The sequence below is a fragment of the Legionella busanensis genome (genome assembly GCF_900461525.1).
GTDB lineage: Bacteria > Pseudomonadota > Gammaproteobacteria > Legionellales > Legionellaceae > Legionella_C > Legionella_C busanensis.
Window position 1 is genome coordinate 1 of sequence record NZ_UGOD01000008.1, and the last position, 19,465, is coordinate 19,465.

The window sequence follows — 19,465 nt, forward strand, 5'->3', positions numbered from 1 at the left end:
AATTTGATATTCTTATTTCTTTCAATTGTTTACACTGGGTTAAAAAACAACAAGAAGCATTGGATGGCATCTCAGCTGCTGCTGTTCCAGGTGCACAAATAGTTCTACTTTTATCTCATAAAAAATCTTTATATCACCAGGTACTTGATAAAATTTGTTCTAGTCAAAAGTGGAATCAATATTTTTTAAATTTTGATAATCCTCGCTCGTTTTTCAATCCTAAAATATATAAAGACATGGTTTCAAAATCTGGATTATATGTAAATGAACTTATTGAGGAAGAGATGACTTATTTCTTTGATACCAAGGAACAGCTTAAAAACTTTTTCAGCGCTGCCGGCTCTCAAATTAAGCAAATCCCGGAAGATAGGAAGGAAGAGTTTTTAAATGACTTTGCAAATGAGTTTTTAAGGCAAGCAAATTGTGATGAAGATGAATTAATACCTGTAAGGTTTTGGTGTTTGCTTGTTAAGGCTAATAAACCTACTGTTAAACTTGAAATTATTAATGATAAAAGTAGTAATTTCTCTTCCTCTGCAACGTATAAGCCTTAGAAAACCTATTTACTAAAAGTTTAATTTGGTGGAATTTATAAAATATTTTCTCAACAGGGTTAAGTCACGCCGAAATGAGCATCAATCCTATTATTTAAACAAATTCAAAATTGGTAATCAAATATAAATCAATAATGAATCATATAGGAATCAATTACGAATCTAATAGAAATCATTTTTTAAAAAACATAAGATTTATCAAATTTTGACAAGCCGGAATATTAATTATGGATTTCTTAGATATTAAAGTCTGTGATGTTTGTTCATTCTAAAATTAGATAGTCTGTTTTTTTTAGGGGCCAAATAACATCTTTAAAATACAGGCTTAATTTTGCATTCTGAGGCATAAAATCACTATGATTATTTTTTTTGGCAGTTATCTTTTTTATTTCATCTTGGGTTAGAGTGCCCTGCCATTCTGCTAATGCTAATTTATAGGCTTCTTCTTCTAACTGTTTTATTCTTTCAACTTCATTTTTTTTTGCTTTTATTAGCTCTAATTGTGCAAGCTCTTGGGGAGATCTATAGTTGCTCTCAAACCAAGGCTTACCTTTCCTTAATCTACCTATAAACACATTAAGAGGATTATCATATTGTTTATATTTAGTAGATTCATATTCCAAACCATAGGAATAATGTAAAATTGATTCTTGTACAACTTGTGGTTCAATAAGTCCTGTTTCAAAAATATCTATTAGATGGCTTTTGTTAAAGCCTATGTGCTCTAAGGGAAGAATATTAATTCCCTCCCATTCGGGAGGTAATATACTCTTCTTCTCACTAACTAATTCTTTTTTGATTCCCAATTGATTTCCATATGATTCACTATTGATTTCTAATGGATTATCTAATTTAACCATTCTTCTGTATTCTAAAGCGGCATTTCTGACTACTTCTGTTATTCTAAAAGAATAAAAGCCGCCACGCCCAGTTTTACCTTTTTCTCTTAAAATTAAATTTTTATGTATTAGCCTTTGTATAGAAGTCTTTACCATTTTCAAACTAGTCTGGGTTATTTCAGCAAGCGTTTCACCCTTAATGACTCCTGTAGATAACATGCCTCTAATAAGACATCGCTCAATTATAAATAAAAATATTTTCTTTTGATGCCCTGTTATTCTAAATATAATATCTAAAGCTGTTTCGGTATTGTGGAATATAGGCTCTGCAGGAATAGCAACTATCTTTTCTTCAATAATTTTTGAATCAAAATTTTTGTGAAACTTATTATCATCATTAGTTTCTAATACTTTCGACGGCGATTCCTTTTTGACTTCTAATTGATTACTATTTGATTCCTTATCTAATTCATCCATGTAATTCCATGGTCTGTAATCAGATTTTTTAAATTTTATTTTTGATTTCTTAGTTAATTCATCTAATGTAGGCATCAATTTTTTCCTTAAATCTAATTATTAAGCCTTCACAAGGTTATTAGATAAATTTTTATTGGTAGATGCTCGAGTTATATCTCCTAGCTCTTTGTTGTCAGGTGAGCCAATGTTTAATATCTCTCTAGTTAGTAAATCAACATCTTCTCTAGCTGGAGAGTTATTAAGGGAGTCATAAATTGATTCCCCTTTAGTTAATACATTTTCAAATTCTTGACTTTTTCTAATAACAGAACGGATTAAACTATTTTCATAGTGTGTCATAAGAAACTTCATGGTTTCATGCGACAAAGAAGTTCTAACATCAAACTCATTTAAAAGAGGGCTTAATACTAAAGAAGTATGGAAATTTTTTTCAATATTCTTAACTTCCTGCTTAGTAATTTCTAAACCCTCTAAACTAAATTCAGAAGGTGTGACAGGTGCAATTATTCGCTCTGACGCTAAAGCTGCAGCAGTGACAGAGCTACCTAGAGCAGGGGGGCAATCAATAAGGATTAAATCATATTTCTCTTTGAGAGGTGTAATCATTTCTTTATACACTCGATCAAGGGGCAACCGCTTCAACATTAAATTGCTATCTAATAAGGCATTTTCAATGCGGCTTGGTAAAATATCAAGACCATCGCACACTGGAATAATCCCTTCTTCGATTGGAATATCTTGATTAATAAGCTCTATCATTATTGGGTTATCATGCGTATTTATTCTACATGCTTTGGTTAAGTTACCTTGTTGATCGAGGTCAATTAACAGAGTTTTTGCTCCATATAGAGATGCACGAACTCCTATAGCCAAGCACATAGAAGTTTTTCCAGTACCGCCCTTTACAATTTGAAAACATAGTATTTGAGGTTTAAAGTTGAGAGATAAGAGAGATTTAGCTGTTTGATGGCCAAAATAAACTCTATTTCTACTCTTCACATGTTGTAGCTCTTTACGTTTAATTTGATTGTGAAGAGCTTGAGCAGTTACTCCTAATGCTTCCGCTGCCTCGCTAACGAGCATTTTGGGATCCATCATCTCATCTCCTGATTGCTTTGTTTAAGTTTTATTGCAATTTATCATTTAATCTTAAACATGGATTTTTGGTAAGTCAATAAAAACACTATAAAAATTATTAATTATATTACATGGTTTAAAGTAATAGTTTTATAACTATTATTACTATTATATTTAACTTAAATGATTTCTATTATGATATCTAATTGATTACTAAATTGCTTAAGAGAACTTGTTTGGATTTCTATTTGATATCCATTTGAAGAAAAATATAGACTTAATTTTAATGTAAAAGGGTATTAATGAGCCAGTTTCTTTCGAAGTTCCTCTTTGATTATAATGAAAATTAAATTAGGTTGATTTCTATTAGGATTCCTAAATGATAATTATATGATTCTTTTATGTTACTTATATGATTCTTAGATGATTATTTAACGCATACTATATGCTTTTTAATAGAATACTAAATGATTGCTAATAGATTACTATATGATTCTCAAATAACTAATTAATTCTTATTGATCAATAGAGTTTTCGTAAATTAATATATTATCTATTAGGAGCTGGATTAGCTGAATAATATACTAATTTTACTGAACTAATCGTGTGATTTAGATGGTATTAAAATAAAAAATTAGTTTAATTTAAAATATTAAACGACAGGATAAGTTATTCACAAATTCTGGGGATAACCTTGTGCAGTAGTCGGGGAAAATAGCTAGTTGTGTTATAAGCTCACCTAAAAAGCCTATCTGTAATTTTGCTAAACTTGTCTATTCGATATGCATTAAATTTAGCACATTAACATTTTAAAAGCCTTTAATTATTTAAGTTTCGTTCATTGGATAACCTAATAGAATTTGTATTGAAAGATTTAATTTTTATAGCCGTAAAAATGAACAGTTCAAAACAATACCATAATAAAGCCAAAGCCTAATTTCATAATTTTAGGAACTGTTCTTGGTATTTACAGAGTGAAACGACACCCTTATTTATATAATCTTTACAGTAAAAAATTTATATTTATTAATTTAACTGGCTGAAATTCCAAAAACAAGAGGTCTAAATTTTTGTATTTTTATTGTGATATATTATTTGTTAGGTTTTAATATTAACTTGGTTTATTCTCATTAAGAAAATGATATATTTCTTCAACATTTTCTTGTGTTTTGCTTTTAAAAAAACTTAACCCAGTATTAGATACACCAGAAGAGCGGCCAAAACTAAAACTCATAAGTGCATTTAATAAGCCTTGAACAAATCTTTCCTTCCAGGAGGGTGATTCTAATTTACCATTATCAAGTAATTCAGTTTTGATTGTCTTTTCTATTTCACGATGACAATTTTTTAAGGCGTGTGGATTATTCGCATATTGTATTTCAGAGTAGAGCCTGGTTTTATTTATTTTTTTTAATGTGGAATTTAATATATCAATTCTTTTATCATTAGGTTGTTTTGTCCTAATTCGTTCTATTTCAAGCTCTATAACTTTTTCTATGGCCTTCAATTGTATAAAGAGTAAAGGGCGGGGACTATTATCTACGTTTAAATTATCCTTTCTTTGATAAAGTTCAATTAGAGCTTTAATTTTATCATTAATGGAATGTTGCTCGCTTTTGATTTTATCTATTTCTTTTTTTTTCTAATGGATTTTCCTTCTTAGCAATATGTTGTTTGAGTAAAAAAAGAGTAACTTGATTGTATATTGGTGACATTCGTTCTTTATTCAATTCTATATTATCGGAAGTTGTGAGATATTTATAATTCTGAGCTCCTAATTGTTTTGCTGCCAATATTTGCATAGAAGTGGTTACAATTTGTAGTTGATCATCAAAATCGAGGTCCTTCATATTAACGCTTTGTAATTCATTAGAATTTTGAAATTCATAAACATTGGCAGGCTTAAAATTTTCTATTAAATTAATAATGAAGATAGTAGAATGGTCTAAAGAAGGTGGTCCTTTTTCCCATTGATAAGCAATGTAAGTAGCTAACTCTGTAGCTATTGAAGAAAGCGCGCTATTTTTTAATTTCATATATCCCCCATGTTTAAGTATAGGATATATAAGCATTATTTTTTTCAAATTATTCTATAATTTATCAATAGCGTCAGGTTTAAAGCAAGAAAATATATGGACCTAATACTTAATTAAGTAAAAATTAGCTTTCTGATTATGCAGATAAATATCGATAAAGTGTAGGCTTTGAAATATTAAGTACTTTACAAATATCAGCAATAGCCAAGGCTTTATCTTGATGCATCCGTTTAGCCGCTTGAATCTTAGAACTATCCACTTTAGGGCGTCCACCTTTTTTGCCTCGTGCACGTGCTGCAGAAAGACCTGCTTGAGTTCGCTCTTGAATAAGGCGTCGTTCAAACTGGGCCATGGAAGAAAAAATATTAAAGACCAACTCACCCGAGGCCGTAGTCGTATCAATCGCACCATCACAGAGGGATTTAAATCCGACCCCTTTTTCGCGTAACGTTTCTATAAGCGTTACTAAATGCACCATCGAACGGCCTAAGCGGTCAAGGCGCCAGACGACTAACACATCTCCAGAAGTTAAATGCTCTAAACATTGGTTTAATCCAGGTCGCTCATTTTTGGAGCCCGAAACTTTATCTTTAAAAATAAGATTTTTTTGACAGCCGGCTTTTAGAAGGGCATCGACTTGTAAGTTTAAATTTTGCTCAATGGTGCTAACGCGGGCATAGCCAATTAATCGTGACATTACTTTTCTCAATTATTGTTATTTTTAACGAGTATCTAATACTTTGATTATGATATGGAAATATAATAAAAATAGCAATGTAAAAACCCAGGCTGAATAAGGAAAGTTGGGAGTAGGGGAGTAGAAGCGTGAGGAGTCTCAAAAAACGGTCGTTTTCCGAGACTTAAAAATAGTAATGAGTGAATCAATGAAAATAGTATTAATGCATATTTGATGTTGATAAAATAAATTGGTCACTAAGTTAATCCTAACAGCATGATCTATTGATTTACTTAAATACAACCAAAATTGTCATAATTTAGATGTAATCTGCAACATAAGGGATGAAGTATTCTTTTATAAGTAATTGGTAGACCTAGGTATATAATAAATCGCAGTAAGATTACGCTTTGCGTGCTTCACTATTAAGCATGGCCTAAATTATAATATCTTATATCCTAGAGAAAATTACTCGTACTGCGGACGTTAACCCATTAATAAGATAAAAAATAATATTTTTTAGTGTGCAGAAGTCTACTTATAGTTTACAAAATGTACAATTAGTGTTAATATTAAATTCTTTGTATTATATAGTACCATATAAATGCCAATCACTAATAGCACAGAAATTACCCTTAAAGACCTAAAAAAATATAGTAACACTGACCTAGTTACGGTCATTGGTCAGCAAGTACTTGCTGGAAACTATACTAATTTATTCTTATTGACAACAACGTTGGTTTCTATTTCTTCTGCCTCACCTAACGTTAAAGATACATCTCTTAGCCAAAGTATTAGGGCACTTAGTCGTCAATGCCAAAAACAGCTAGATTGGAACTGCTCGCATGCCTTGTTTCTAGAAGGTGTATTTTGTTATTTAGGCATTGAGAGACCTAAAGACGATAAACAAGCTATCTATTATCATGAAAAAGCTATTACCCAGGGTAATAGCTTTTCTATGATAGAGCGCGCTGCAATGCATCAGTGGGGTGAAGGTGGAGATATAAATATTTCTGAGGCCATGCGATTATATGATAAAGCAATTAGTTTAGGTAATGTTGTCGCAATGAATTCTCAGGCACAAATATATCTATCAAATAAAGATTTTCCTAAGGCTATCAAGTTATATGAAGATGCAATTTTATTAGGTTACACTCCTGCAATGATTGAGAGAGCCATGATGCATCAATATGGGTATGAGGAAGGTGGTGAAATAAGTTTTTCTAAGGCTATTGAACTCTATGAGCAAGCAATTCAATTAGGTGACTCCAACGCAATGAGAAAACGTGCCTTAATGTATTACGAAGGTCAAGGTGGCGACGTTAATTATTCTGAGGCAATTAGACTATTCGAAGAAGCTATTGAACTAGGAGATGCAGATGCAATGAACGACCGTGCCTGGATGTATTGCCAGGGGCATGGTGGCGACATTAATTATTCTGAGGCCATGAAATTATATAAGCAGGCAAGTCAATTAAAACATATAGACGCTACAGGTAATTGCGCTCATATGCATGAATGCGGACTAGGTACAAATCTTAATCTTTCCAAAGCGATTAAATGGTATGAGAGAGCATATCGCTATAATAATGGCAAAGATAACAATATAAATAATAATCTCAAAGAAAAGATAGAAAGTATTCTTTCTGACGAGGGACAACTTGCTGAGGATTTGTTAAATACCCTTTGGAAAGAGTTGATAGCGGGTGAATCGTTTACTCAAGAAACCTTATCTTACCTAAGTAAATATTGTAGCAAAACTCTTTTAGAACGGCTAAAAACTTCACCTGAAGGAACTAGTCTTTTCTTTTTAAAACAATTGAAGTTAAATTCTTTACATCCCGTGACCTCGATCCTTAGTTCTCATGATGCTAAATTAAACCATTTTGTAGGCAGAGCCATTTACAATATATCTACCTTCTTTGGCGTACCAGTTGATACTGATTTTAAGGAATTAATGCGTCATGCCAGAAATATAAGCGATAGCCGCATAGCTTTTTTTCAAAAAGCAATAGCCGCGGATGAACCCAGTGTTTCACTTAACGACCTGTCTCCGGAATTAAAAACACATATATTTTCCTTTCTTCAACCTGGATTAGTAAGCGATTTAAGACAAGGATGTTTTTTTACTGCAACACCAAAAGAGCCTACTGAAGAGAATGTTACAAGTAATTTAAAAATATCTTAATAATTGTCTAAAGTTGGTCTCAAACGGCTTATTAAACCAACTTTAGGCTGTCAATTGATGAGAATACTATCAAAGGCTTTGAAATCATGCGCATGTTTAAGAAAGGACAATTCAAGGCCTGGATGTATGGTACTCGCAATGAAGTGTCTTTTATCAATGAGCAGTTTGGACTTTACAAGTGAGATCTACCTAAAATTTAACATTTCTTATCTTTGATAGTATTTGCAACGCGGCCGTTTATATAGCTCTGTTGCAAAACTTACTATTTTATCAGAGTCAAAATTATCAAAAAGGGTCGTTTCTTATATTTTCAAGCACGCTTTATTTTTTAATAATATTAGTAATTAGAGGTATATGGGCTTATCCTGATAATTACTTCTGGATTTTCAAAGATTTGAAATTTTTGCGTAATCACGTTGAGCTAGTAATGTAGGGACACTGTGAAATTTATGGATGGCAAATTCTATTACCCTGGCGTCTAAAAGTTGATGGTTGGCTGTGCTATTCTAGGCAAATTTTATGATTGAATTTTCTTAAGATGAGTAACAGGGAATTGCCAGTAGAAGTATTATTAGAGCTACGAAAGAAAGTAGTCTATGCAGTTGTGCACCATGATGTTAAGAAAAGCATGGCCGCGAAATTATTCGGATTTAGTCTCACGTCAGTGATCAAATATGTTCGGGAGTTTGAGTTAAAGGGTGAGGACAGTTTTCATTATAAAAAACGTGGTGTAAAGGAATCAGCGCGGTGCTTTTTATCAGCAGCCCAAATTGAAGGATTACTAAAGACCCTACTAAGGCAGGCGCCTGATGACATTGGCCTTGATTATACGTTGTGGAATAGTAAGGCGATAGGCGCTTATATTGAGAAGGCTTTTGGTATAAAGTATTCAGGTCGTGGCTTGCGAGACCTTCTTAGGAGATTGGGTTTTTCTTCGCAAAAACCGATTAAACAAGCTTATCAAAGAGATCCTAATAAAGTAACCCAATGGCTCAATGAAACCTATCCTGCCATCAAAACACGCGCGATGCAGGAAGGCGCAAGAATTTATTGGGCAGATGAAATGGGATTGCAATCGTGTGACAATCGTGGCAGAACTTACGGCCTTGTCAACCAAACGCCTGTGATAAAAAAGACAGGAAGTCGCTTTAAAGTTAATATGCTCGCTGCCATTAGTCCGCAAGGGTTTATGAATTGGATGGTTTTTGAAAACAACTGTGATAGTCAAATCTTTATTGAATTTCTAGGCAGATTACGCCGCCAGGTTAAGCAAAAAGTATTTCTAATCGTCGATAATCTTAAAGTCCACCATAGTAAAAATGTGCAGTGCTATGTTGAAAAACATAAGGATGATAATGAAATTTTTTTTACCTCCCTATTGTCCCGAGTTAAATCCCCAGGAATTAGTCAATCAGGATGTCAAGGCGAATGCTTGCTTAGTTAAGCCGGTCCGTTGTGTAGATGACTTACTCATAAATATCCGGCTTTACCTGACCAAAATACAGTTTAATGAATTTAAGATTTTTAATTTCTTTAAGAAAAGTGAAACTAAATATGCTGCTTGGGATTAATCAACTTTTAGACGCCAGGGTAATACTATTGGGCTTCCTTCTGCAAAAGAAACATCAGTTGAATCTTGTAAAACAAGATCATCTGGCCAGGAGGTTAACGCCTCCAAATTAACGTCTTCTTCACAGGATGTTTCTTCATCTAACGTAACCTCTTCAGTAGAGTTATATGAGACGGTGTCATATTCAGGATAGGGTGATTCTTCAATGGGTTCGTTAAAATAATTAAGATAGCCTGGTGGTAAATAAGTTACATTTAAAAAATAATTCTCCTCTATTGACATGGGTTGGAATTTTTCAGAAGTTAAATTAGGATTAAGCGAAGTTAGAGTTTTTTGAAGTTCACTTAAATTTTTACTGTGAACATCTAAGCTATGTTCTAGTTGTTGTCCAGCGGTCTCTAGGCGCTGATTGTTAAATCTATTCGTTTGGTTGAAAGCATTGAATGAATAACAATTTCCATCATCTTCTGCGTTAATAGATGTAACCAAATTATTTAAATTTATATTGTCAAAACAAGGATTATCAGTGTTTAATTTTTGTCGTCTACGGGTCCTTACTGTAAGCATAGTGCTGATTGACTCTTGCGGAATACTAAACGAATCAGCGTAATAATTTCCAGCCAAAACTGGTTCTGGTTCAGAAATATCCAATATTTCTTGAGTTAAATTATTCTGTGTTTGAGTAGAATAATTTGATGAATAGCCATAGTTATTAGTAGCGTTTTCATTTTCAAAAGAATCAACAAAAATTGCCGGTAAAGCAGTAATTGAAGGTGTGCTTAAATTAGTATAGATAGGGGCTTCTAATGAATAGCTTTTTGTACTAGCGACGATAGGTTTAAAATGTAACCCCTTTGTCTTTCGATTGCTCTGAGCAGTAGTACCAATCTTCTCTAATGTAATCAATTCATGTTTATCATTATAAAATTGGCATTTTATTTTTTCTTCTAGAAATGGAATATGACTCAATGACCCTTCATAAGCGGTACAAGTATTAGTATAAACCCAAACTTTATTTTTTTGTTCTTTCTTATGAGTAGTTGATGCTTTATTTCTTTGGACTTTATTTAAGAGCATAATAAAGAACCTATAAATAACTGTTTAATTATAGTGCAATAAAATTATATTTAAGTCAATTAAATGAATTGTATTATAACCAGTAATATTATTTCTGCTGCAAACAAGATTAAATTTACAAAGTCATAAATTTTAAGTAGATATTAAACGTAGCTATATAGGTCAATTTGTTCATTGATAAAGGATACTTCATTACGTGCTCCGAACATCCAACAATTAAATTGTTTTTTCTTAAACATGCGCATGATTTCAAAGCCTTTAATGGTGGCATAAGCTGTTTTCATCGATTGAAAACCTAAAGTAGGATTAATGAGTCGTTTGAGCTTGCCATGTTCAGCTTCTAAGCGGTTATTACAATATTTTATTTGCAAACGGTCAACCTGTAGCCCCAATTTTATACTTTCATTTTTTTAATAACTTAATTATAAATTGAATTCTAATAGGCATTGATAATGCTAACATCGCAAGTTGAATTGTTTTTTATAAGCTTCTTTAGAAAAAGTTTTCCCCCGTTCGCGTTACGGTTATAGAGCAGTTAAAAATCAATAAAGTTGTGTCGCAAATATTATCAAAATTATGAGAAATTAAATTACAAGCATGGTCTAATATAGGCATAAGATAATGTTTTGCTGTTCTCCATAAAAGAATTTAAAAAATATGCCTCATATAACAGCTTAAATTTCCAATGTAACAATATTTTATTTAGAAAAGTAGAAAAGGAAAAACCTTGTTAGCTTTTCATTAATAATTGTTTAATTTATATGTGCTAAAATTAAACAATCATATTAATCATATATCATCTTATGGCATTGCATAGGGCATTATTAAATTTACATAACTTATTAGGTTATAAGGAATCGGCAGGTTTGTGTCATGGTTTTTCGTTGCGCTGGTTAGAGGCAACTTTTTTAGGCGAGCAGGAGCTTCGACGTTTTGAATTACGTATGGCTCTTATTCAAGTCCTACCACCTGACTTACTGTTGGCGAAAATACAGCAAACACAATCTAAAAAAGGGCAAAGTCTTTCTGATGAAGATAACGCCTTACTCGGCATACTTGCTTTTTTTGATAGCTTAGAACTATTTCATTCACCTGAGAAATATACTACCTTATTTGAGCAAAATTTAAATCAAAATGATGTTTCCCTTATTTCACCCGTAGCATCTTCTGCTATGATTGAGGCACAAGGCCATTTAAAAGAAATCTATTTACAGCCTAAAATTCTAGCACGAGATGAACTTTACAACTATCTTCATGAATTAGCTTATTTAATAAATAATAATTTAAAGGATAAGAATAAACCCATTGGTTTTTTACTATCAAGCTATGATCATGCTATTTCATTAAGTTATATAGCCAGTTTAGGTTGGTTATTTCGTGATATAAATCAGCCTTTAACAACGATGACAAGGACAGCTATAGATTATAATTTGGTTGATAATATCATTAAGGCTCTTAATCCTAAGGATTCATCCCCCTATGTTGCTTTTAATACAAGTTTTATCTTAACTACCAATAATATTACTAATTTTGAATTAAAAAACTTAATTCCTGTAGGGCCAAGTACTGAGGTATTAAAGGAATTCACTCTGCGGCAAGGTGAGGATGGTATTACATTGGCTTTATTAGCTGCTCAACAAAATGATACTGCGTTTATGGCAACTTTAGTTGATGTTGTTGATATAGATTTTTTAAATAGAACAACGCCGAAAGGTCAAACCCCCCTTTATATTGCTGTAGAAAATAATTTTATTCAAATGTTTACAATTTTAGTTGAAAAAGGGGTTGATTTAAATAAGGGTGATGCAAGCGAGGTAACGCCTATTTCTTTGGCCGTAGAACTTGGTTATATTTCGACCTTTATTTTTTTAGCAGAAAAAGGCGCCAATTTAAATAAGCCCGATATAAAGGGCGTAACTCCTCTGATGGCCGCTGCAAGGTTACGTCACCTATCAGTCATTACTATTTTAGCCGAAAAGGGTGCTGATTTTGACCAAGCCGATAAAGATGGTGTAACCGCTGCTATGATTGCTGCGGCAATAGGTGATGCTTCGGTTATGACAGCCTTAATTAAAGGAAGAGCTGATATTAATAAAGTCACGGAAGATGGTACTACACCGACTTTTATTGCAGCGAAAAGGGGCCATGTTGCAGTGATTGAGATTTTAATTATAGAAAATGCAGACTTAAATAAAGCGCTAATAGATAATGCCACACCTGTATTTATCGCAGCACAATATGGTCATGTTGATGTAGTTAAATTACTACTAGCAAGTAAAAGGTGTGATGTTGAAATTTCTTTTGAATCAACCATAGATTATTTGGTAAAATTTGCAGCTGATGAGTCAGAAAGACAACAAAATCCTGAAATTGGTCAACGTATGCATGAGTTTTTAAAAAACCAATCTTCAACACAGGTTAAAATGAAGCCTTATGATATTGCTAAAATAATGGGCCATAATGAGATTGCTAACCTTATTACAGACCATCTTAAATCGATAAATCATAATTTTCATCAACATAGCTTAAATAAGGACCATTATTTTTTGGCAAGCTCCTCATTGTTCTCTAAAAGAAAACAAGCAGAAGAGCTATTAGCAGAAGAGTGTAACTTTAAAACCAAAAGAAAAGGTAGATAATTTATAACTACAAAAATTATTTTTTTGCAACTAATTAAAATTAGCTATAGTTTTATCTTTATACTTACTTGGCTTCGGACCAAGGTGTCGGGGATTTGAGCCCTAGGAGCGCTCCATTTGTATTTATTACCAATGAGTTAGTTAATTAATTTTTGGCTATATTTTAACTATGTAAACTAAATTGTTCTCTAATAAAGGACACTTCGGATTTTGTTTAAACAAATAACTTATTGAATTGTCTTTTTTTGGGAGCGTTACAAAAATAAGATGGATGTTACTAAGCGAATTTAGCTGGCTATTTCTATGAATTTAAAAAATTCATCCGATTTCAAATGGCGCCATTTTCATGGCGAGGTCATTCTGCAATGTGTGCGTTGGTATTATAAATATGGCCTCAGCTATAGGGTTCTAGAAGAAATGCTGGCAGAGCGAGGATTATCAATTGACCACATCAGCATTTATCGTTGGCTGCTATGCTATGCGTTTGAACTTAAAAAATGATTAGACTGGTATAAACAGCGAATTACTTACCTCTTATTATACGCTATAGCTGCTATAAAAGCTTGTATTTTCCTAGCATGAATCCTACTGTATTAAGTTTTTGCTAGGAAATAACAATCATGAATATTTATTAATCTTACATCAAAAAAGTTTAAGGAAGTGGAGAGCAGCTCTTAGTCTATTGATGTAAGAATTAATTGTAGTTTTAAATCATCATACCGATATATTTAACACCAAAATAAGGTCCATGAAACCCATAACTAGTGGAAGGTGTTACTCCACCTGAAACTAGAGTTAAGGCTTCAAAATAGTTAGTGGCCATATATCCACCATCAACAATAAGTTTACTCGTTGGCATATTGTAAGAGTAGGCAACACCTAATTTAACATCAAACTCTGGAACAATAGTTGTAGAAGAAGAATTAAAGAAAGGAAGCGTGCCACCCGATTTATCCAGTGAATCAACATCTCCAATTAATAAAGCACCCGCAAGTCTGCCATAAATATTGAATGCATCATTAAAATTATAAGCCAAGTCCATACCAACACGAGGACCTACACCTTTAAATTTTTGAGTAGTATCATTGTAGTTTGGAATTACATCACCATCGGTAGTAGTAATAGTGACTGGGGCATATTCTTGAAGCTTTATATTTACATATTGAATACCTGCATGAAAACGCACATCTTTAAACATACCAAAGTTTGCATGTTGTCCAAATTCAACGTTAACTGCATCCCAAGCATACTTATCTTTATTATAAGCAAATGATAACGTGCTGCCTGTGACTAAGCTATCATAGGTATTACCCGAAGTTACAATATCATCTCTTAAATGATACCAGCTTGCTGTAATATCAGAGCCTGTACTAAAATGGTAAGAACCCTCAAGTTTAAAGCCCCATAACCAGTCATCATGTTTGTCTAAGAATGTTCCGTTTGTATTATAACCTAAGAAATTATCAGCATACTGGTTGCCATTAAAAGCAGGTCTTAGATACAGAGCGTGAATACCTACGTCAAACCCTACAGATTCACAAGGTACAGTAACATTTCCAGGTACACAAACAGGACCCATGGTACCAGCAATAGCAATGCCACTACTTAATGCGAGTAAAGATAAAACTATTAATTAATCCTTAAAAACAATTCCAATGTTAGCTTTCAATAAAGCAAAGGATATAATACACCTAAACAATACAAAGTTAAGAAATAATAATTCTTTATTAGGCGGCAACATATATTTTCGATTAGGTTATTTTAATAGTCAGATAATAATTGGTTTTTAAATAGTCGTTTTAAAAAGATTTTTCATAAATGCAAAAAAAAGAATAATTGTTTTAAAAAGTCTCAAAATCACTAGAATACACTTTTTTGTTATTTAAAGAGCATCATGCTTTCCCCCCTTAACTTTTTTTTCAAGCCTACCGACTAATGCATTGCTTTTAATTTATTCAAAGCTGCCCGCTCAAGAGTTATATTTAAAGTGCGGCATGTTAGATAAACAACAGTCGTTTCTAGCGACGATTGCCTTACTAGATAAGCAAGAGAAAGCGGCGGTTAATTATCAACAATGATTAGTCATGAATTTATTGAATTCGCAAACACATTTGACACTAACCATTATAATTTTCTCAAAGTCCCATCATCATCGCCTCATAAACACTTTGTTGCGGCTTATAAAAAATCCTTTGTTTGAATTAACAAATAAGTTAGCGGTAATACAACTACTAGGTAAATTAAAGGGTCAAGAATTTGTGTTAATGGATGCCGCTTTGGATGAGATTGAGTCTAAATTAAAGAGCCAACATAATGAGGAAATTTATCAGGCGTTTACATTATTAACTATCTTGATTCCTTATCTTAACGCAAATACCAATTTTGATAGGCTGCTTCAAGCCGTTCAGTTAAAACTGGCAGATTATAAGAAGAAAATACGGGAAGTGGCGCTCAAGGGTTTAACCTTGCTTGTTCCCCATTTGTCACCCAGTAAAGTGAGTAGATTGTTTCAATCTGTTCAATTAAAATTGGCAAATAATGACAGGAATGTAAGACAGATAGCGCTAAAAAGTTTAGGCGTGCTTATCCCCAACTTGCCACCCAGTGAGATCAATCCATTACTTCAACAAGCGCAGTTGAAACTACTGGATAATGAAAATAATGTACGAGAAGCAGCGCGCAATTGTTTAACCCTATTAATCCCTCAATACCACCCAGTGAAGTCAGCGTGTTACTTCAAGCCGTTCAGTTAAAACTGGCTGACAAGGATAGGATGATACGTGAAGCAGCGCTTAATTGTTTATCTCTATTTATCCTCCACCTGTCACCCAATGAGATCAGTGTGTTACTCCAAGTGATTCAATTGAAACTAAAGAACGAGGATTTGCTGTAAATTTTGCAACTGGCATCAGAAACTGACCCAGTTCTACAAATCTTTGCAACAAATTATAAGGTGTTGTTAAACGACCAGTTACCTTCTAATAACCTACAGCCTAATTTTTAAGTAAAGTATTTATTAAATTTGCGTCTAATTTCTTAAGCCCGGCCTTGTAATAGTTAGACATTCCATCTTAAATAAGATCATTTTTGATATTTAAAGATTACCGTTTTTATAAATTTGAAAAAATAAATATTTACATAGTTAAGATGAGCTGATTATATACTCTAAATTTACCTTAAACGATAAATGTAAGAATTATGTTATGAAATCAACACTGCTCCTACCTAATGACTATAAGAAAATAAAGCCATATATAATTAAACAAATTAATGCCTGACAAATTGTAATTAAAGATTATGAAGATAAATATAATAAGAATTATTTTAATAAGACAACTCTGCTTTATGCTTGGCATAAAGCATTTGAGCGAATAAATAGTTTTTTATTGTCCGATAGAAAAATCGATTGCTTTATCATCACTGATAATAATGAGGAATTACAAGGTACTGCATTTGGAGCGAAACGATATTATGGAAATGCGACGGATGCGTTATCTTTATTTGGTAGACAAAAAATAATACCTTCTTACCATATACACGATATCTTAACAGCGCCATGGAATATCTTAGCTAGAGCTTTTAAAGAAACAGAAGAAAACCTTCAGGATAGAAAAAAAATAGGTACAACTTTAATGAAATTGATAGTTACTCACGCTATGACAGAGGATGTTAAACAAATCGTAGCTGATATTGATGCTCCTTTTGATTCAGGGGAATTTTTTAGTGAATGTTTTTTCGAACAAATTACCCCAGTCCTTGGTTTGACTTACCAACTCTTTCAAAAAGATTTTTCTGAAGTTGTTAATAAACTACAAGTTAATAAAGAAGAATCGTGTAGTACTAAATATTCTACTTTCAATATAATAGATAATTATCCTATTCCTAATATTTGACAACATGCAACAAACGAAAGTGTTGTTTAATTAATTGCTTATTTTTTGCCAGAGCGATAAAATTTGAACTAAATAGCAGCAAAATTAAGGCGTAATTATGTATCAGATACCTATCATTGAAATGGCTAAGTTAGGACAAACTGAAGCAATTATCGAATGGTTAAATACTTATACTCAAAAGAATGACCTTTTAAACATTGATGAAGAAGATGACGAAGGAAATTCCGCTATTCTGATTGCTGCTCGTCGCAATGATTTAAAAATGCTAAAAATTTTGCTTGATCATGGTGCAAATCGTAATGTGGTTGATGTGTATGGGCGTAACGCCTTGTATTGGGCTAAAGAAAATGGCAATACTAAGATGCAGTTTTTATTAGAAACGCCTGCCAAAGAAATTTCTGGTGATGAAACTATGGCAATAGAAAATTCATCATCCTTTAAAACTATTTCAGAAGAACAAGAAGAAATTCAGTCAAGTGTTGATAAAAGTCAGGAATTAACTTTGGGTGAATCTCAATTCAAGTACATAAAAATACCTTCTAGTAACAACAGCACTGCTAACCAACGAAGTCCCCTCCAATTTCAAAGCATGTTTAGAAAGAGTGAGAACGATTTACCCTTTCTAGCGTTAAATGCAGCCCAAAAGTTAGCTGGTTTTCTGGAAGACACAACTGACGAAGAGTCGTTTTCATTAACTCTTTAATTTATTTAATAATACCCAAGCTTTATTTTTTAATATCTCATTTATTAATCTTACAATTTATTTGTTTTTCAATGACTTATGATATAAAGTGTCTTTAATTTAGATAAAGCAAGTCTTTTATGCACAATACTAATTTAGACTATAAAGCATGTTTAATTGATTTAGGCCTATCCTCTACCCTTTTGATTGAACAGCTTAATTACTATGAGGCCTACATACGATTAAAGCCCGCCATGCAATTTTATCAATATCCATTAGTCATTGATGCTTCATGGCAATTGATGTTTTTTAACTCATCTAAAACTGTGTCTGACTATTTTCTACAAGAATATAAAGAGGCGACAGATAATGTAGGAGGGGCATTAGTTCATTATGCTAGCTGGGCTGGAAATGTTGACGCTTTAAATTGGTTTAAAATGAACTCACCTGAACAATTCGTAAAAAGAGATAGTAAAGGTAGAAAGGCAAGTCACTATGCTGCAATGTCTGGGTGTACTAAAGCCTTAGATTGGTTCAAAGCAAATTATCCCGAACAATTACTAGAGAGAAGTTATGGGAACGTTACTCATGGCCACTACATAGCTTTATCGGGCTCTGCTGATGCCCTAACTTGGATGCAAGTTCATTACCCTCAGCAGTTACTTATAAAAGATAGTAATGGAATTAGCCCAGTTTTTAATGCTGCCTGGATGGGCTTTACTCAAACACTGGACTGGTTTTATAGGAATTATCCCCACGAATTCTTAAAAAGAGACAATTCAGGTAACGTGCCTGGTTATTATGCTGCGTTGTCAGGCAGTGTTAAGGCGTTAACATGGTTTGAAAATAATTATCCTGAGCAACTTTTAGAAACAAACAAGTATGGCTTCAATATAACGCATTATGCTGCAGCATCCGGCTCTACTCAGCAACTACAAAAAGTTTTATCGCGATATCATTCACCCAATCAATTTTCTTTTATTAATATGAATAAAAAGCTTTTAGAAAAGTCTATTACTTGTTTATTAGAATTATTAAAAACTAATTATTCTATTACTAAAGTAAACAATCTTTCACTGGTTAATAACGAGCAAAAAAAGTTAATTGAAACTTATTTAGAACGAAATAAAGCAATAAAAGAAACAAAAATGAGATTTATTCCTTTTACTCAATTGTCAGCACATCTTCTCAAGTTGACCCCTGAGCTCAAAATGCAGGTGCTAAATTACTTGCTGCCCAAGGACACTAACGAAAAAACCATTTATCATTCACTGCTACCCCAGCAGCGTATCTTATTTATTTTAAAAAATACGTTGAGGGAATCAGTGAAATCCGGTCATGATATAAAGGCTTTGAACAAATTAGTTAATGAAGTAGATGCAATGCAAGAGAGTTTAGATAAAGCAGCACTATTAAATCAGATAGAGCTTTTTGAAAAAGAGTTGCAAGCAGGGCAAAAAAATCATTTCTTTAAGGTAACTCTTGCTCCTAATCAACTTACATGTTTATCTCTCATTAAGGCTATTTTAACAAAAGAAGAAAGCCATCAAGCTTCGCATCAGATCGATAGTTTAAAAGTGCCTGTTTAGGGAAATGCCTGAAATAATTTGTCTCATATTCCTTAATAAGTGTAGAAAATAACATCATTAGTTCTTCCTTTGATAAATCTTTATTGCTAGCTTATCTTATATATGTCCATTCATCCTTACTAATTTATGTCAAAGGATGAGATGCTGTCTCTTAGTTTAAATAATGTT

Annotated in this window: 15 protein-coding genes and 3 pseudogenes; 10 read left to right on the top strand and 8 right to left on the bottom strand. The window is 32.7% G+C overall.

Annotated elements, in window-relative coordinates:
- Positions 1-554, top strand: a 554-nt coding sequence (locus tag DYH30_RS18115; RefSeq protein ID WP_160116255.1) for a class I SAM-dependent methyltransferase, incomplete at its 5' end; no start/stop codon positions are given.
- Positions 555-817: 263 nt separating this feature from the next.
- Here DYH30_RS18115 and DYH30_RS17445 read toward each other — a convergent pair.
- The 5 genes from DYH30_RS17445 to DYH30_RS17465 form a co-directional block, all read right to left on the bottom strand.
- The gene (locus DYH30_RS17445) at positions 818-1,945 is read right to left on the bottom strand and encodes a hypothetical protein (RefSeq protein ID WP_115333022.1); all 1,128 of its coding nucleotides are present in this window, start codon (positions 1,943-1,945) and stop codon (positions 818-820) included.
- 24 nt (positions 1,946-1,969) lie between these two features.
- On the bottom strand, positions 1,970-2,968 hold the full coding sequence (locus DYH30_RS17450) for an AAA family ATPase (RefSeq protein WP_115333023.1): 999 nt from the start codon (positions 2,966-2,968) through the stop codon (positions 1,970-1,972).
- Between the two features lie 1,090 nt (positions 2,969-4,058).
- Complete coding sequence (locus DYH30_RS17455) at positions 4,059-4,454, bottom strand: hypothetical protein (RefSeq protein ID WP_115333024.1); 396 nt, start codon at positions 4,452-4,454, stop codon at positions 4,059-4,061.
- A 115-nt stretch (positions 4,455-4,569) separates the two neighbouring features.
- Positions 4,570-4,983: a hypothetical protein gene (locus DYH30_RS17460; protein WP_115333025.1), complete on the bottom strand. Its 414-nt coding sequence runs from the start codon at positions 4,981-4,983 to the stop codon at positions 4,570-4,572.
- Between the two features lie 136 nt (positions 4,984-5,119).
- Complete coding sequence (locus DYH30_RS17465; protein ID WP_115333026.1) at positions 5,120-5,680, bottom strand: recombinase family protein; 561 nt, start codon at positions 5,678-5,680, stop codon at positions 5,120-5,122.
- A gap of 583 nt (positions 5,681-6,263) precedes the next feature.
- On the opposite strand from DYH30_RS17465, the gene DYH30_RS17470 reads away from it, so the two are divergent.
- The 3 genes and pseudogenes from DYH30_RS17470 (at position 6,264) to DYH30_RS17480 (ending at position 9,291) form a co-directional block, all read left to right on the top strand.
- Positions 6,264-7,847, top strand: a complete 1,584-nt coding sequence (locus DYH30_RS17470; RefSeq protein WP_115333027.1) for a tetratricopeptide repeat protein — start codon at positions 6,264-6,266, stop codon at positions 7,845-7,847.
- An 18-nt stretch (positions 7,848-7,865) separates the two neighbouring features.
- A pseudogene (locus DYH30_RS17475) lies at positions 7,866-8,029 on the top strand (IS6 family transposase); the annotation flags it as partial.
- Positions 8,030-8,385: 356 nt separating this feature from the next.
- Complete coding sequence (locus DYH30_RS17480) at positions 8,386-9,291, top strand: IS630 family transposase (RefSeq protein WP_115333028.1); 906 nt, start codon at positions 8,386-8,388, stop codon at positions 9,289-9,291.
- 123 nt (positions 9,292-9,414) lie between these two features.
- Here the strand turns inward: DYH30_RS17480 and DYH30_RS17485 are convergent, their stop codons facing one another.
- Both DYH30_RS17485 and DYH30_RS17490 read right to left on the bottom strand, forming a co-directional pair.
- A complete protein-coding gene (locus DYH30_RS17485) occupies positions 9,415-10,494 on the bottom strand; it encodes a hypothetical protein (protein WP_115333029.1) in 1,080 nt (359 codons plus the stop codon).
- 143 nt (positions 10,495-10,637) lie between these two features.
- Positions 10,638-10,862, bottom strand: a pseudogene (locus DYH30_RS17490) (DDE-type integrase/transposase/recombinase); the annotation flags it as partial.
- Between the two features lie 435 nt (positions 10,863-11,297).
- Between DYH30_RS17490 and DYH30_RS17495 the strand changes: the two are divergent.
- Together DYH30_RS17495 and DYH30_RS18515 are read left to right on the top strand one after the other, a co-directional pair.
- Entirely contained in the window at positions 11,298-13,133 is a 1,836-nt protein-coding gene (locus DYH30_RS17495) for an ankyrin repeat domain-containing protein (RefSeq protein ID WP_115333030.1), read from the top strand.
- Positions 13,134-13,436: 303 nt separating this feature from the next.
- A pseudogene (locus DYH30_RS18515) lies at positions 13,437-13,631 on the top strand (IS6 family transposase); the annotation flags it as partial.
- A 208-nt stretch (positions 13,632-13,839) separates the two neighbouring features.
- On the opposite strand, the gene DYH30_RS17505 reads toward DYH30_RS18515, so the two are convergent.
- Positions 13,840-14,712 (bottom strand): Lpg1974 family pore-forming outer membrane protein, encoded by an 873-nt coding sequence (locus DYH30_RS17505; protein ID WP_115333031.1) that lies wholly within the window; start codon positions 14,710-14,712, stop codon positions 13,840-13,842.
- Between the two features lie 505 nt (positions 14,713-15,217).
- Between DYH30_RS17505 and DYH30_RS17510 the strand changes: the two genes are divergently transcribed.
- The 4 genes from DYH30_RS17510 to DYH30_RS17525 all read left to right on the top strand — a co-directional run bounded on the left by DYH30_RS17510 (position 15,218) and on the right by DYH30_RS17525 (position 19,297).
- Positions 15,218-15,886, top strand: coding sequence for a hypothetical protein (locus tag DYH30_RS17510; protein ID WP_115333032.1), 669 nt, complete (start codon positions 15,218-15,220; stop codon positions 15,884-15,886).
- 633 nt (positions 15,887-16,519) lie between these two features.
- Positions 16,520-17,026 (top strand): hypothetical protein, encoded by a 507-nt coding sequence (locus DYH30_RS17515; protein WP_115333033.1) that lies wholly within the window; start codon positions 16,520-16,522, stop codon positions 17,024-17,026.
- Between the two features lie 97 nt (positions 17,027-17,123).
- Entirely contained in the window at positions 17,124-17,729 is a 606-nt protein-coding gene (locus DYH30_RS17520; protein ID WP_115333034.1) for an ankyrin repeat domain-containing protein, read from the top strand.
- A 119-nt stretch (positions 17,730-17,848) separates the two neighbouring features.
- On the top strand, positions 17,849-19,297 hold the full coding sequence (locus tag DYH30_RS17525) for a hypothetical protein (RefSeq protein ID WP_115333035.1): 1,449 nt from the start codon (positions 17,849-17,851) through the stop codon (positions 19,295-19,297).
- Positions 19,298-19,465 lie beyond the last annotated feature (168 nt).

Bases quoted from the DNA above. Each gene is read 5' to 3' on its own strand.
- DYH30_RS17465 (WP_115333026.1), bottom strand. From the start codon at position 5,680: ATGTCACGATTAATTGGCTATGCCCGCGTTAGCACCATTGAGCAAAAT.
- DYH30_RS17460 (WP_115333025.1), bottom strand. From the start codon at position 4,983: ATGAAATTAAAAAATAGCGCGCTTTCTTCAATAGCTACAGAGTTAGCT.
- DYH30_RS17480 (WP_115333028.1), top strand. From the start codon at position 8,386: ATGAGTAACAGGGAATTGCCAGTAGAAGTATTATTAGAGCTACGAAAG.
- DYH30_RS17525 (WP_115333035.1), top strand. From the start codon at position 17,849: ATGCACAATACTAATTTAGACTATAAAGCATGTTTAATTGATTTAGGC.
- DYH30_RS17510 (WP_115333032.1), top strand. From the start codon at position 15,218: ATGAATTTATTGAATTCGCAAACACATTTGACACTAACCATTATAATT.
- DYH30_RS17445 (WP_115333022.1), bottom strand. From the start codon at position 1,945: ATGCCTACATTAGATGAATTAACTAAGAAATCAAAAATAAAATTTAAA.
- DYH30_RS17505 (WP_115333031.1), bottom strand. From the start codon at position 14,712: ATGGGTCCTGTTTGTGTACCTGGAAATGTTACTGTACCTTGTGAATCT.
- DYH30_RS17485 (WP_115333029.1), bottom strand. From the start codon at position 10,494: ATGCTCTTAAATAAAGTCCAAAGAAATAAAGCATCAACTACTCATAAG.
- DYH30_RS17450 (WP_115333023.1), bottom strand. From the start codon at position 2,968: ATGATGGATCCCAAAATGCTCGTTAGCGAGGCAGCGGAAGCATTAGGA.
- DYH30_RS17495 (WP_115333030.1), top strand. From the start codon at position 11,298: ATGGCATTGCATAGGGCATTATTAAATTTACATAACTTATTAGGTTAT.
- DYH30_RS17520 (WP_115333034.1), top strand. From the start codon at position 17,124: ATGTATCAGATACCTATCATTGAAATGGCTAAGTTAGGACAAACTGAA.
- DYH30_RS17470 (WP_115333027.1), top strand. From the start codon at position 6,264: ATGCCAATCACTAATAGCACAGAAATTACCCTTAAAGACCTAAAAAAA.